10 protein-coding genes are annotated in these 13,732 nt (G+C 71.9%); 5 read left to right on the top strand and 5 right to left on the bottom strand.

The annotated features are described in order from the left end of the window. The first annotated feature begins 337 nt into the window (after positions 1-337). Complete coding sequence (locus tag F5972_RS01005; protein ID WP_150930146.1) at positions 338-1,714, top strand: pectate lyase family protein; 1,377 nt, start codon at positions 338-340, stop codon at positions 1,712-1,714. Positions 1,715-2,048: 334 nt separating this feature from the next. Continuing rightward, positions 2,049-3,320, top strand: coding sequence for a pectate lyase (locus F5972_RS01000; RefSeq protein WP_225311073.1), 1,272 nt, complete (start codon positions 2,049-2,051; stop codon positions 3,318-3,320). A gap of 122 nt (positions 3,321-3,442) precedes the next feature. On the opposite strand, the gene F5972_RS00995 is transcribed toward F5972_RS01000, so the two are convergent. Then, the gene (locus F5972_RS00995) at positions 3,443-4,795 is read right to left on the bottom strand and encodes a M20/M25/M40 family metallo-hydrolase (protein WP_150930142.1); all 1,353 of its coding nucleotides are present in this window, start codon (positions 4,793-4,795) and stop codon (positions 3,443-3,445) included. Positions 4,796-5,043: 248 nt separating this feature from the next. Here F5972_RS00995 and F5972_RS00990 point away from each other — a divergent pair, with 248 nt between their 5' ends. Both F5972_RS00990 and ald read left to right on the top strand, forming a co-directional pair. After that, positions 5,044-6,426, top strand: coding sequence for an aspartate aminotransferase family protein (locus F5972_RS00990; RefSeq protein ID WP_150930141.1), 1,383 nt, complete (start codon positions 5,044-5,046; stop codon positions 6,424-6,426). A gap of 67 nt (positions 6,427-6,493) precedes the next feature. Then, positions 6,494-7,609, top strand: a complete 1,116-nt coding sequence (gene ald, locus F5972_RS00985; RefSeq protein WP_150930139.1) for an alanine dehydrogenase — start codon at positions 6,494-6,496, stop codon at positions 7,607-7,609. Between the two features lie 31 nt (positions 7,610-7,640). Here ald and F5972_RS00980 read toward each other — a convergent pair whose 3' ends face one another. The 4 genes from F5972_RS00980 to F5972_RS00965 form a co-directional block, all read right to left on the bottom strand. Continuing rightward, complete coding sequence (locus F5972_RS00980) at positions 7,641-9,164, bottom strand: tetratricopeptide repeat protein (protein WP_150930137.1); 1,524 nt, start codon at positions 9,162-9,164, stop codon at positions 7,641-7,643. A 39-nt stretch (positions 9,165-9,203) separates the two neighbouring features. Beyond that, positions 9,204-10,385 carry an urease accessory protein UreH domain-containing protein gene (locus F5972_RS00975; protein ID WP_150930135.1) on the bottom strand — a complete coding sequence of 394 codons (1,182 nt, stop codon included), beginning with the start codon at positions 10,383-10,385 and terminating at the stop codon, positions 9,204-9,206. Between the two features lie 215 nt (positions 10,386-10,600). After that, complete coding sequence (locus tag F5972_RS00970) at positions 10,601-10,801, bottom strand: hypothetical protein (RefSeq protein ID WP_150930133.1); 201 nt, start codon at positions 10,799-10,801, stop codon at positions 10,601-10,603. A 150-nt stretch (positions 10,802-10,951) separates the two neighbouring features. Next, complete coding sequence (locus tag F5972_RS00965; RefSeq protein ID WP_150930131.1) at positions 10,952-11,854, bottom strand: MurR/RpiR family transcriptional regulator; 903 nt, start codon at positions 11,852-11,854, stop codon at positions 10,952-10,954. Between the two features lie 240 nt (positions 11,855-12,094). On the opposite strand from F5972_RS00965, the gene F5972_RS39125 reads away from it, so the two are divergent. Further along, entirely contained in the window at positions 12,095-13,684 is a 1,590-nt protein-coding gene (locus F5972_RS39125; protein ID WP_318527487.1) for an anhydro-N-acetylmuramic acid kinase, read from the top strand. The last annotated feature ends 48 nt before the right edge of the window (positions 13,685-13,732 follow it).

Below are 13,732 nucleotides of genomic sequence, written 5' to 3'. Positions count from 1 at the left end.
GGATCACCTTAGTTGCCGATCATCTCGCCCAGCTAACACCGCGGTCATGTTCCCGAGGTGAATCGCCCCGAACTGTAACTTTCAGGTGCATGATCCGGCCGGTGAGGCCTCCTGTCAGGCAGTTCGCGGGACACGGCCGCGGTGTCGAAGCGCTTCGTTGACCCGTCCCGTCCTCGTGGTTACGTTCACGCCACCACCACCCGTATGTAAACCGCATCCATGTAGCCGAACGAGGTCGCTGCCGAGCTCCGCGCGCCTCACCTCGGCGCTGCCTGCTCGAACGCCGGTCGACCGGACCGGTGTCCTCATCACCCTTGTGTCGGAAGGGGACAAGAAGATGTCCGTACGCAGACATCACGCGGCGTTACTTGGAGCGGTCACCGCGTTGGCCGCGGCCACCGCCGGGCTCGTCGGGGTGACCTCCTCCGCGGCGAACGCCGCCTCAGGCTGCCGGGTCGACTACACGGTCGCCTCGCAGTGGGAAGGCGGCTTCGTCGCGAACATCGCGATCACCAACCTCGGCGACCCGCTGTCCAGCTGGACCCTCGGCTGGTCTTTCGGGGCCGGCCAGACAGTAAGCAGCGGCTGGGGCGCCACGTTCGCGCAGAGCGGCACCGGTGTCACCGCGACCAACCTCTCCTACAACGGATCGATCGGCACCGGTGGCAGCACCTCGATCGGCTTCCAGGGGACCTCGGGCTCGTCCAACCCCGTGCCCACCGCGTTCACCCTCAACGGAGTGTCCTGCACCGGCGGGGTCACCGGATCGCCGTCCGGCCAGCCCTCCCCGTCGCGTACCCCGTCACCCAGCCCGTCACCCAGCCCGTCGCCCAGCCCGTCGCCCAGTCCGTCCCAGACCCCGGGCGGCAACACCACCGGCCTGGTCGGCTGGGCCACCCAGAACGGCGGAACCACCGGCGGCGGGAACGCGGGCACGGTCACGGTCAGCAGCGCCTCGGCCCTGACGAGCGCGATCCAGGGGACCACCGCCTCCGTGGTCCGAGTGTCCGGCACGATCTCGTGCTCGGGAATGCTCAAGGTGGGGTCGAACAAGACGATCGTCGGCGCCTCCGGGGCCACGATCGTCGGCTGCGGCCTGAACGTGTCGCAGGCCAAGAACGTGATCATCCGGAACCTGATCTTCCGGGACTGGGACGACGACGCGATCAACGTGCAGTACTCGACCAACGTGTGGATCGACCACAACACGCTGTCGCACGGCTACGACGGCGCCATCGACGTCAAGCGCGCCAGCGACTTCGTGACCGTGTCGTGGAACCGCCTCTTCAACCACGACAAGACGATGCTGCTCGGCCACAGCGACGACAACGGCGCGGAGGACCGCGGGCACCTTCGGGTGACCTACCACCACAACTGGTTCGACGGGACCACCCAGCGGCATCCGCGCGTGCGTTTCGGCAACCCGGTGCACGTCTTCAACAACTACTACAACCGCAACAGCGGGTACGGCGTCGCCTCCACCGTGGAGGCGGGTGTGCTGGTCGAGGGCAACTACTTCGAGAACGTGCAGGATCCCTACCACCGCGGTGAGGGGTCGTCGGCCCCGGGCAACCTCGTGGCGCGCAACAACTACCTGGTCGGCTCGGGAAGTGGGGACGCCGGCGGCAGCGTGGCCTCCATCCCCTACTCCTACTCCCTCGACACCCCGTCGAGCGTCAAGTCGGTCGTCACGGCCGGCGCCGGCGCGCGCTGAGCCCTTTCACCCGCCGGCCGCCGTCGTGTCCACGACGGCGGCCGGTGGTCGTTTCGGGGGTGCGCCCGCCGGGAGCGTCACACGTGTGTTTCATGAAAATTTCACCGAGATGGCCGCGGCACTTCGGCTCTCACCTGGTCAGACCCGCGGGCGGCCGGAGCGGACGGTGAAATGCCCGGTGCAACGCATTGACCCGTATCCACACGCTCCGTAGCTTGAAGTCAGTTCTGATTCATGAATGTAGTTCACATTCATGAATTTCCTCAGCGGGACCAGGGATGGCGGCCGCCATTCGCCTCGGTCAGGGGTCCTGCGCGACCTGCGAGGAGCGGCCTTGAGAAGGAGCACCAGAACCGGAGCCGGGGTGATCGGCGCTGTCGCGGGGGTCGTCGCCCTGGTCGGCGGCGTCTTCACCGGCGTCTCCACTGCCGCGCCCACCAGCGGCGCCTACCGGATCGTCAACGGCGCCAGCGGCCTGTGCCTCACCGTCCCCGGCGCCAGCGGCTCCGACGGCGTACAACTCACCGTCTCCGCCTGCACCGGCGCGAGCAACCAGACCTGGACCCTCGCCGCCCAGAGCAGCGGCGTCCGCCTCACCGCCGGCAACAGCGGCAAATGCGCCGGCGTCACCGGCGCCTCCACCTCCGCCGGCAAAGCCGTCCAACAGGAAACCTGCACCGGCGCCACCTCCCAGACCTGGCAACTCACCGCCTCCGGAGCCAACTACCAGGTCGTCAACGCCAACAGCGACAAGTGCCTGAACACCAAGGACAACAGCACCTCCTCCGGCGCCCTCGTCCAGCAGAACTCCTGCGACTCCGTCGCCACCAAACAGTGGGCCCTCCAGCCCACCGGCTCCACCGGCACGCCCACCAGCACCCCGACGTCCACCCCCACAAGCAACCCGACGCCGCCGTCCGGCTGGCCGAGCCCGAACGGATCGCAGGCGGTCACCAGCACGATCAGCGTCTCCGGCACGGTGGACGGCAACCTGAGGCGCTACTACGCGAGCGGCGCCATGGGTGACGGCGGGCAGAGCGAGAGCCAGAAGCCGATCTTCGAGCTGGCCAACGGCGCGACGCTCAAAAACGTGGTCATCGGGTCTCCCGGCGCCGACGGCATCCACTGCCTGGGCAGCTGCACCCTGCAGAACGTCTGGTGGGAGGACGTCGGCGAGGACGCCGCGACCCTGCTGGGCAGCTCGTCGTCGCAGGTCATGACCATCGACGGCGGCGGCGCCAGAAGCGCCTCCGACAAGGTGTTCCAGCACAACGGGCCGGGCACCATGGTCATCAGGAACTTCCAGGTGGACAACTTCGGCAAGCTCTACCGGGCCTGCGGCAACTGCACGAACTCCTACCAGCGACACGTGCAGATGTCGAACATCGTGGCGACCTACCCCGGCAAGGCGCTCGCGGGCATCAACACCAACTGGGGCGACACCGCGCGCTTCTCGAACATCACGATCAAGAACGACCCGAACCACAAGATGATCGTCTGCCTGAAGTACAAGGGCGTCCCCAAGGGCAGCGAGCCCACGGAGATCGGCAGCGGCGCCGACGGGACGAACTGCCTCTACAGCGCCTCCGACATCCACTACCAGTAGGACGTCCGCGCACGTGTGAGGAACACGTGTGAGCAGACGGAAGGCCCGGCGGCCCCCCTCCAGCCGCCGGGCCCTCCCGTCCGTGGTCGGTCAGGAAGCGCCGTGGTCAGGAAGCGCCGTGGTCAGGAAGCGCCGTGCCAGCCGCCGTAGTCGGCGAGGAAGAGGGCCTCGGTGGTGATGGTCCGCCGCAGCTCCTCCAGCACCACCCGCTCGTTCGGGGCGTGGATGGAGGCGCCGTCGTCCTCCGCCCCGTACAGCAGGATCTCGGCCGTGGGGAACTGCCGGGCGAGGGCCGCGACCAGCGGGATCGACCCGCCCTGGCCGACCTGCCGCGGCGGGCGGCCGAACGCCCGCTCCAGCGCCCGCTCGGCGGCGTTCATGGCCGGGCCGCCCGGTTCGATCTGGAATCCGGAGCCGATGACGAAGTCGCCGAAGGAGACCTTGACTCCCCAGGGCGCGACCTTATCCAGGAAGGCCGTCACGTCGTCCAGCGCCTGCTGGGCGCTCCCGCTCGCCGGGATGCGAAGCGTGACGCGGGCCCGGGCGACGGCCTGGACCGCGTTGATCGCGCCGCTCACCGTCGGCACGTCCAGCCCGGTCACCGTGATCGCGTACGACGCCCACAGGCGGTCGGCGAGTGAGCCGTCACCGACGAGCGAGACGCCGTCGAGCACGCCGGCGAGGGCGCGGAACTCCTCCTCCGGCAGTGTCTCGCCGGGGAAGGCGCCGGACTCCAGGCCCGGCACGCGTACGACGCCGTTGTCGTCGTGCATGGCGCTCAGCATGCGCATGAGCGCGGCCAGCGCGTCAGGGGCGGCGCCGCCGAAGGCGCCGCTGTGCAGGGCCTCGGCGAGCGTGCGCACCTCGATCGTGAACGCGGCCATGCCCCGCAGCGAGGTCGTGAGGGCGGGCTCGCCCACCTCGGGGTTGCCGACGTCGGCGATGACCATGGCGTCCGCGCGCAGCAGTTCGGGGTTGGCCGCGACGAAGGCCTCCAGGCGCTCCCCGGCGTACTCCTCCTGGCCCTCCACGATGACCTTCACGCCGACCGGGAACCGGCCGCCGAAGGCGCGCAGCGCGGCGACGTGCGTGATGACTCCGCTCTTGTCGTCGGCGACGCCGCGGCCGTACATCACTCCGTCGACGATCGTGGGCTCGAACGGCGGGGTGCGCCACAGCGCGAGGTCGCCCGAGGGCTGCACGTCGTAGTGGGCGTAGAGCAGCACGGTCGGAGCGCCGTCGGGGGCGGGCGCCTCGGCGAACACGGCGGGGAAGCTGCCCTCGACCGGAATCTGCCTGACGTGGGGGAGACCGGCCGCGCGCAGCAGGCGCTCCACGAGCGCCGCGGCCTCCAGGACCGGGGCCTCGGCGTGGCCGGGAAACGCGACGGACGGGATGGCGGCCAGGCGCTTGAGGTCCTCGACCGTCTGCGGCATGCCCGCGTCGACGGCGTGCTCGATCTCCTCAGGTGTCACGGCGTTCTCCCGATGTGCGTGGTTTCGGTCGTTACGGCCGACCGATGGACCCCATTTGACCACACGGCCCGCCGGCCCTCCGCCGACGTCTCGACGGCCTCAATCTACCTTGACGGATTTCGTTGCCGTTACAACACGATGTCGCGGAATCCGAACTTCTTGCATAGTGAAGCCACGTAATCACTTGGCAAAACGCGGATGTGGCGTGCACACTGTGGACAGCAAGGATCACCTCAGGGAAGGTTGCGATGACGCGCCCCGACGTTCTCAAGGCCGCACAGGACAATCTGTGGATGCACTTCACGCGCCACTCCTCCTACGAGGGAGGGGAGGTGCCCATGATCGTGCGGGGCGAGGGGGCCTACGTCTACGACATCCACGGCAAGCGCTATCTCGACGGCCTGGCCGGGCTGTTCGTGGTCCAGGTCGGGCACGGCCGCGCCGAGCTCGCCGAGGCCGCCGCGAAGCAGGCCAAGGAGCTGGCGTTCTTCCCGCTGTGGTCGTACGCGCATCCCCAGGCCGCCGAGCTCGCCGCCCGGCTCGCCGAGCTCACCCCCGGCGACCTCAACCGCGTCTTCTTCACCACCGGCGGCGGCGAGGCCGTCGAGTCGGCCTGGAAGCTCGCCAAGCAGTACTTCAAGATCAAGGGCAAGCCGCTGAAGACCAAGGTCGTCAGCCGGTCCATCGCCTACCACGGCACCCCCCAGGGCGCGTTGTCGATCACCGGCATCCCGGCGCTCAAGCAGATCTTCGAGCCGCTGGTCCCCGGCGCGATCAAGGCCCCCAACACGAACCTCTACCGCGCCGACGAGATCTCCGGCTTCCCCGGCCTGGACAAGGACCCCGAGGCGTTCGGCCGCTGGGCCGCCGACCAGATCGGCAAGGCCATCGAGATGGAGGGCCCGGACACCGTGGCCGCCGTCTTCGTCGAGCCGGTGCAGAACGCCGGCGGCTGCTTCCCGCCGCCCCCCGGATACTTCCAGCGCCTGCGGGAGATCTGCGACACCCATGACGTGCTGCTCGTCTCGGACGAGGTCATCTGCGCCTTCGGCCGGCTGGGCACGATGTTCGGCGGCCAGAAGTTCGACTACGTGCCGGACATCATCACCTGCGCCAAGGGTCTGACCAGCGGTTACTCGCCCATCGGGGCGATGATCGTCTCGGAGCGGCTGTTCGAGCCGTTCAAGCACGGCAACGAGACCTTCGCGCACGGCTACACCTTCGGCGGTCACCCGGTGTCGGCCGCCGTCGCCCTGGCCAACCTCGACATCTTCGAGCGGGACGGCCTGCTCGATCACGTCACGGCCAACGAGCCGGTCTTCAGGGCCACTCTCGACCGGCTGCGGGACCTGCCGATCGTCGGCGACGTCCGCGGCTCCGGCTTCTTCTACGGGATCGAGCTGGTCAAGGACAAGTCCACCAAGCAGACCTTCAACGTCGAGGAGTCGGAGCGCCTGCTGCGCGGCTTCCTCTCGAAGGCGCTCTTCGACGCCGGTTTGTACTGCCGGGCGGACGACCGTGGGGACCCGGTCGTGCAGCTCGCCCCGCCGCTGATCTGCGGCCCCAAGGAGTTCGACGAGATCGAGTCGATCCTCCGTTCGGTGCTCACCGAGGCGTGGGCCCGCCTTTAGACCATCAAGCTCGTACGGCCGGGTAGGGGGCGACCGTGACGAGTGACCGCCCGAAAGGACATATCCCATGAAGATCGGCGTGCCCGCCGAGGTCAAGAACCACGAATACCGCGTCGCCGCCACCCCGGCCGGCGTCCACGAGCTCGTCCGTCACGGACACGAGGTCAGCGTCCAGCGCGGCGCCGGTCTCGGTTCCCACATCACCGACGAGGAGTACCTGTCGGTCGGCGCCAAGCTCGTCGAGAGCGCCGACGAGGTGTGGGCCGAGTCCGAGATGATCCTCAAGGTCAAGGAGCCGATCGAGGAGGAGTACCACCGGCTCCGCGCGGACCAGATCCTGTTCACCTACCTGCACCTGGCCGCCTCCCGGCCCTGCACCGACGCGCTGCTCGCGGCCGGCACCACCGCCGTCGCGTACGAGACGGTCCAGGCCGGCCACGCGCTGCCGCTGCTGGCCCCGATGTCGGAGGTCGCCGGACGGCTCGCCCCGCAGGTCGGCGCGTACAACCTGATGCGCTTCAACGGCGGGCGCGGCGTGCTTCCCGGCGGCGTGCCCGGCGTGGCCCCGGCCAAGGTCGTCGTGATCGGCGGCGGAGTCTCGGGCCTCAACGCGGCGCAGATCGCCGTCGGCATGGGCGCGGACGTGACGATCCTCGACATCAACATCGACCGCCTCCGCTTCATCGACGCCATCTACCAGGGCCGGCTGAAGACGCTGGTCTCCACGCAGTACGCCGTCGAGCGGGCCGTGCTGGAGGCCGACCTGGTCATCGGCGCGGTGCTCATCCCGGGTGCGAAGGCCCCGACGCTCGTGTCCAACGAGCTCGTCTCCCGCATGAAGCCGGGCTCCGTGCTCGTCGACATCGCGATCGACCAGGGCGGATGCTTCGAGGACTCCCGGCCGACCACCCACGACGACCCGACGTTCCGCGTGCACGACTCGGTCTTCTACTGCGTCGCGAACATGCCGGGCTCGGTGGCCAACACCTCCACCTTCGCGCTGACCAACGCGACCCTGCCCTATGTCGTCAAGCTCGCAGACAAGGGCTGGCGGGACGCGCTGCGCGCCGACGAGGCGCTCGCGCTGGGTCTCAACACCCACGCCGGGGTGCTGACCAACGAGCCGGTCGCGGTCGCCCACGGCCTGTCGTACACGCCGGTCACGGACGTCATCGCCGCCTGACCAGCGTGCCGGGTGGCCGGCGGATAAGAGGTCAGCGCAGCCCGAAGTGGCTGCGCAGGTCCCGCGCGGTGCCGAGGACGTGCTCGACCTCGGCGGGAGTGGGCCAGGGAGCCGTGCCGGGCCGCAGCAGGGTGGCGCGGACCAGCCCGAGATGCTCGATGGCGGCCAGGTGCAGCCCGGTCGTGCGGGCCAGCAACTCCACCATGCCACCGGTCGCGCCGCCGACCATGCCGTCAACCGGGCCACCGACCGGGCCACCGACCGGGCCACCGACCGGGCCACCGACCGGGCCATCAACCGGGCCTCCGGCCGGGACGTCCGGCAGGCCGCGGCTGAGCGACTCGCGGGCGACCAGATCCCAGGTGCCGAGGATCTCCACCAGTGCGGCGGGTTCGGCCGCGGCGTCGCCGCGCCTGCGAGCGGCCGCCACCGCCAGCTCGGCGCGTGCCGCCTGCTCCGGCTCGGCAGGGCGGGTCCAGTACGGCGGGGGCGGGTCCAGCAGGCAGCCCTCGGTCTCCACACAGCCGCCGGTGAGGGGCAGCACCTTCCGCAGCTCCGCCTGGGCGGCCTGGTGACCGCGTTCGGCCGCCCGCCGGAACCAGTGCCGCGCGCCCTTCAGGTCGTTGTGCTCCGAGACGAGCAGCGACCCGAACCGGTACGCCGCCTCGGGGTCGTCCGCCGCGGACCGCCCGAACCAGTGCGCCGCCGAGAGGCGGTCGTCCAGCCGCAGGCAGACCAGCCCTGCCATCCGGGACGCCTCCTGGCTGCCCGTGTGCGCGGCCCGCTCGAAGCAGGCGAGCGCCGTACGCGGGTCGCCGCGTCTGAGCGCGAGGTCGCCCAGCCGGAAGGCGGCGCCGGGGTGGTCGGCCCGGGCGGAGAGCCGGTAGAACCCCTCCGCGCCCTTCTCGTCGCGGGCCGTGTGCAGAAGCAGGGCCAGGTGATAGGCGGCCTCCGCGTGGCCGCCGCGCGCCGCGTACTCCCACCAGTGCGACGCCTCGGCCTCGTCGCCCGCCGTGTAGCCGAGGAAGCCGAGGTCGTGGGCGGACCGCAGGTCGCCGTCGAGGGCCGCCCTGAAGTGCCAGCGCCGGGCGCCCATGCCGTCGCCCTGGTCCTCGCACAGCAGGGCCAGCCGCCGGGCCGCGTGCCGGGAACCGTTCTCGGCCGCCCGCTCGAACCACAGCCGCGCCCCGGCCGCGTCGCCGCGCCGCTCCAGCAGTAACGAGGCGAGGTTGGTCGCGGCGTCCGTGTCTCCGGTGGCCGCCGCGGCCTCGAACCAGCCGACGGCCTCCTCGGTCGTGCCGTGCATCCGGTGCCAGAGCCCCAGGTTGTAGGCGCTGTCGACGTTGCCCGCCTGAGCCGCCCGCTCCCACCAGTGCCGGGCGCCCAGGCGGTCGTCGCGCTCCGCGCACAGCCGGCCCAGCCGGTGCGCCGCCTCACGGTCGCCGTCACGGGCTCTGCCGAGCAGGTCGGCCTCGTCCGGTTCGAGGGGTCCGGGGATGCGCGAGACCGGTATCCCGATCCACGCGGTCGTCTCCGCTGCTCCCACTAGTGTCATGCCAGACAGGGTGACACGTAACCGGGACGTCACGGAGCGTTATCGGGAAGACGTTGGCGTCAAGGGACGCTCGAACTCGATGAAGCCCACGTACATCCCCATTCCGCAGGCGTAGCGGAGCCGTCCCTCCGGCCGGGCCGGCAGGCGCACCGTACGCGCGCCCGTCACGGGGAGCACGACGTCGCGGCCGTCGACGGCGACGGCGCGGGTGCAGCCGTGGTCGCCGGAGGTCCTGAAGACGATCTCGACGGGCCGTCCGGCCGTCGCGACGGCGATGCCGGGCCGGAAACCCCGGTCGGTGGCCCAGATCGTGAGCCGCTGGACCCCGTCCGCGCCGACGGACGCGCGGGCGGCCGCGGCGGCCGGGGAGCCGAACTCCGGCAGCCAGCCGCCGAGCCGCAGGCCCGACCCGGCGGTGAACAGCCCGGCGGCCAGGGCCGCGACGCCGCCGAGGACGGCGAGCCGGGTCGTGGCGAGCCCGCGCAGCAGCAGTCCGAGCGCGGCGAGGGCCGGAGCGGTGCCGAGGGCGAGCCCGGCGAGCACGGCGGCGCCGCCCGGCGCCGATCCCGCCGAGACGGCCACGACCTCCAGGCTCACCGTGACCCCGCAGGGCATCAGGATCGTGGCCAGGCCGAGCCCGGCCGCACGCGCCGTTCCCCGCCGCACTGTCGCCCGCCGCACAGTCCCCCTTCGCGCCATTGCCCGCCGCACAGTCCCCCGTCGCGCCATTGCCCGCCGCACCGCGCTTGCCGGCGGCGTGCCCGTCCGCGCGCTGTCTTTCCACGCGCCGTCTCTTTGTGCGGTGTCTGGTTGCGCGGTGTCTTTCCGCGCCGTGTCCTGCGCGTCTTCGTGCCTGGCCGTGTGCTTGTCCGTGTGCCTGTCCGAGTGCGCGCAGCCGAGGTGGCCGGGCGATGTGTCTGGCACGGCGGCGCATCCGGCCCGGCCGCGCCGGGCGAGCATTCGTACGGCGAGGGCGGCCACCGCGATCCCGGCGGCGACCAGGAGGGCCGCCCGGGTGGCCGGGCCGAGCCGTACGGCCGAGCCGGCCAGGCCGAGCAGCGCCCCCAGTGCGGTGTGGGCGGCGAGCCGTGCGGTCAGGAACGCGGCCACCGCGGGCAGCGCGTCCCGCACGTCCCGGGCGGTGTGGGTGGCGCGGGAGGCAGGGCCGGCTCCGGCGGTAGGGCCGGCGCGGGTGGCAGGGCCGGCTCCGGCGGCGTCCATGGATCGAGGGGAGCCCGGAGAGCCCGGAGAGCCCGGAGAGCAGGGGGCGTCGGGGGATGTGGGAGAGCTCGGAGAGCGGGGGGAGGTGGGAGATCGGGGGGAGCCGGGGGAGACGAGGCCGATGAGGAGGCCGCCCTGGACCGCGGCGCACGACGCCGTGCCCGCGGCGAGACCGGCGACGAGGCCCCCGGCGAACAGGGCGGCCGGGTTCATGGTCAGCCGGTGAGCGCCAGGTCGTCCAGCACGCCGGTCTTCGCGGCCTCGACGAGCGAGCCGAGCTGGTCGAGACTCATCTCCACCCTCTGGCCGAAGTCGTCGGTGATCACGACACGGCGCTCCACCGGAGCGGACACGTCCACGAACAGCTCAGGACAGCCACAGCTGCAGTTGCCACAGAATCGGGCGATGGACTTCACGTGTCCTCCTCGTACGGCGGGGCCTTTGCTCGCAACGTAATGTGATCGACCGGACTCGGCCAGTAACATTTCGCTGACCCCGCAGCGACAGGGGCGAGACAGCAGCGCCACCGCAGGGCCGGACGGGCGGACCCGGCGGCCGGGAGGGCCTCAGGCCGTGCGGGCGCGGCGGTGGGCGTCGCCGAGGTAGTCGTCGAGCGCGACGCGGGTGGCGCGGAGGGCGGCGTCCGAGGCGTCGAAGGTGCGCTGGGCGACGCCGACGAAGAGGCAGTCGACGATGAGCAGCTGGCTGATCCTGCTGGCGAGCGCGCCCGGGCGGAACGCCGACTCGCGCCCGGCCGAGATCAGGACGTGGCCGGCGAGCCCGGCCAGGGAGGACCGCGGGTTGTTGGTGATCGCCACCACGGTCGCGCCGGCCCTACGGGCGGCGCGCACCGGTCCCAGCACGTCAGGGGTCTCGCCGGTGCAGCTCACCCCGACGGCGACGTCGCCCTCGCGCAGCAGCGCGGCGCTGGTGAGCGCGAGATGCGCGTCGGTGAAGTGGTTGCCGGGCAGCCCTATGCGCAGCAGCTTCTGCACCATGTCCGCGGCGACGAGGCCGGAGGCGCCGACCCCGTAGACGTCCACACGGCGGGCGGCGGCGACGGCGTCCACCACCGCGGCGAGGTCGTCGGGGTCGAGTTGGGCCGCCGTGTCGGCGAGTGCCTGCGACTCGGCCCGCGTGACCTTCGCGATCACATCGGTCAGCGGGTCGTCCGGGGCGAGGTCACCGGGGACGAGCCGTTCGGGGGTGTCCCTGGCCACGGCCGCCGCCAGGGCGAACCGCAGCTGGGAGTAGCCGGCGAAGCCGAGCGACCGCGCGGTCCGCACGATCGTCGCCTCGCTGATCCCCGAGATCGCGCTGACCTCCGTGATCGTGCTGCGGGCCACCGAGGCGGGGTCGTCGAGGATGAGACGTGCGATGGTCTGGGCGGCGGGGGTGAGCGAGGGCAGCACCGCACGCACCGTCGCGATCGGATTGACCGGCGCGGCGCCCTCGTTCTCGTTCGTCACGTCAGAGCCTCTCCTGTGCGCGATCAGCGTGGAACCCGCAGCCACCTACCCAGGCGTGACAACGGGCACCGGAAGCCCACATTTCGAGACAAGTCCGCCGTGACCGGCACGGGCGACGCGTCCGTGTGAAGACCTCCTGGGGCAGATTACACGCCCATGACGCTTTCTTTTATCGGGGCTGGTCCGCGAGGAAGTTTCCGCCATGCTCAGGACGGTACGGGACGTGCTGGAGGTGGGCAGGTGCGTGTGCTCGGGCTGATCTCCGGGACCTCTCACGACGGGATCGACGCCGCGCTCGTCGACTGGGTTCCGGTCGGAGACGTGCTCGCCGGGGCTGCCGAGGGGCCTGCCGATTGGGCCGTCGAGGGAGTCGTGGAGGGGGTCGTGGAGCACTTCGGCACGACGCCGTACGCGCCGGAGTTGCGGGCCGCGATCCTGGCCGCACTGCCGCCGAACCCCACGGACATGAGCGCGGTCTGCCGGCTCGACACGCTGGTGGGCCGGGCGTTCGCCGAGGCGGCGGCGGGCTGCCCGCCGGCCGACCTCGTCTGCTCGCACGGGCAGACCCTGTATCACTGGGTGGAGGACGGCCGGGTGCGCGGCACGTTGCAGCTCGGCGAGGCCGCCTGGATCGCGGAACGGCTCGGCGTGCCGGTCGTGTCGAACCTGCGGGCCCGTGACGTGGCCGCGGGCGGGCAGGGCGCCCCGCTCGTGTCCGCCTTCGACCTGCCGCTGCTTGCCGGGCTGACCGAACCACCCGAGCCGCCCAGACCACCCGGACCACCCGGACCACCTGGACCGGCGGGACTACCCGGACCGGGCGAGCCGCCGGGACCGGCCAGACCACCGGGACCGGCCGAGCCACCCGGACCACCCGGACCGGCCGGACCACCCGGACCGGCCGAGCCAGGCGGACCAGGCGAGGCGGGCGAACGGTCCGGACCGGTGGGCCGGCCCGGCGCGCTGAACCTCGGCGGCATCGCCAACCTCACCGTGCCGGCCGGCGTGAGCCGGCACGACCACTCTGCGAGCCGCGCCGAGAACCACACCACGCGCCTGGACGCGGACCGCGCCGAGAACGATGCCGAGAACGACGCCGTGAGCCGGAACGCGGACCGCGCCAAGGACCGCGTCATGAGCCACACCGTGAGCCGCGCCGAGGATCACGCCGTCAGCCGCACCGGGGGCGCGGTGCCGCTCGCCTATGACACGGGACCGGCCTCGGCGCTCATGGACGCGGCCGTGTTCGCCGCCACCGGCAGGCCGTACGACGAGGACGGCCGGCTGGCGGCGGCGGGACGGGTCCACGAGGGGCTGCTGGCCGAGTTGCTCGCCGAGCCCTACTACCGCCGCCCGCCGCCCAAGACGACGGGCAAGGAACTGTTCCACGCGGGCTACCTCGACCGGGTGGCCGGGCCGTACGGGCTCGGCCTGTCCGACCTGGTGGCGACGCTGGCCGCGCTCACCGCCGAGACCGTCGCGGCGGAGACCCGGCGGCACCGGCTCGGCACGGTGGTGGTCTCGGGCGGCGGGCTGCGCAACCCGGTCCTGATGCGGGAGTTGCGCGAGCGGTGCGGCGGCGTGCGGATGCTGCCGAGCGATCACCTCGGCGTGCCGCCGGACGCCAAGGAGGCCGTCGCCTTCTCCTATCTCGGCTGGCTCACCGCGCACGGCCTGCCGGGCACCGTGCCCGCGTGCACGGGCGCGTCGGGGCCGAGGGTGCTGGGCTCACTCACCCCCGGCCGCGGCCCCCTCCGCCTGCCCGCCCCGCTCGCCGCGCCGCCCCGGGTCATCCGCATGAGGACGGCCGGGGGCCGTCCCGCACGCTGAAGACGTCCCGGCGCGGCCTCGCTCAGCGCGCGGCGCTCAGCGCGCGGC

Origin of the sequence: Microbispora cellulosiformans (genome assembly GCF_008728085.1) — a bacterium.
Lineage (GTDB): Bacteria > Actinomycetota > Actinomycetes > Streptosporangiales > Streptosporangiaceae > Microbispora > Microbispora amethystogenes.
The sequence above is the reverse complement of the archived record's forward strand: the minus strand, read 5'-3'. Positions and strand labels throughout refer to the sequence as shown.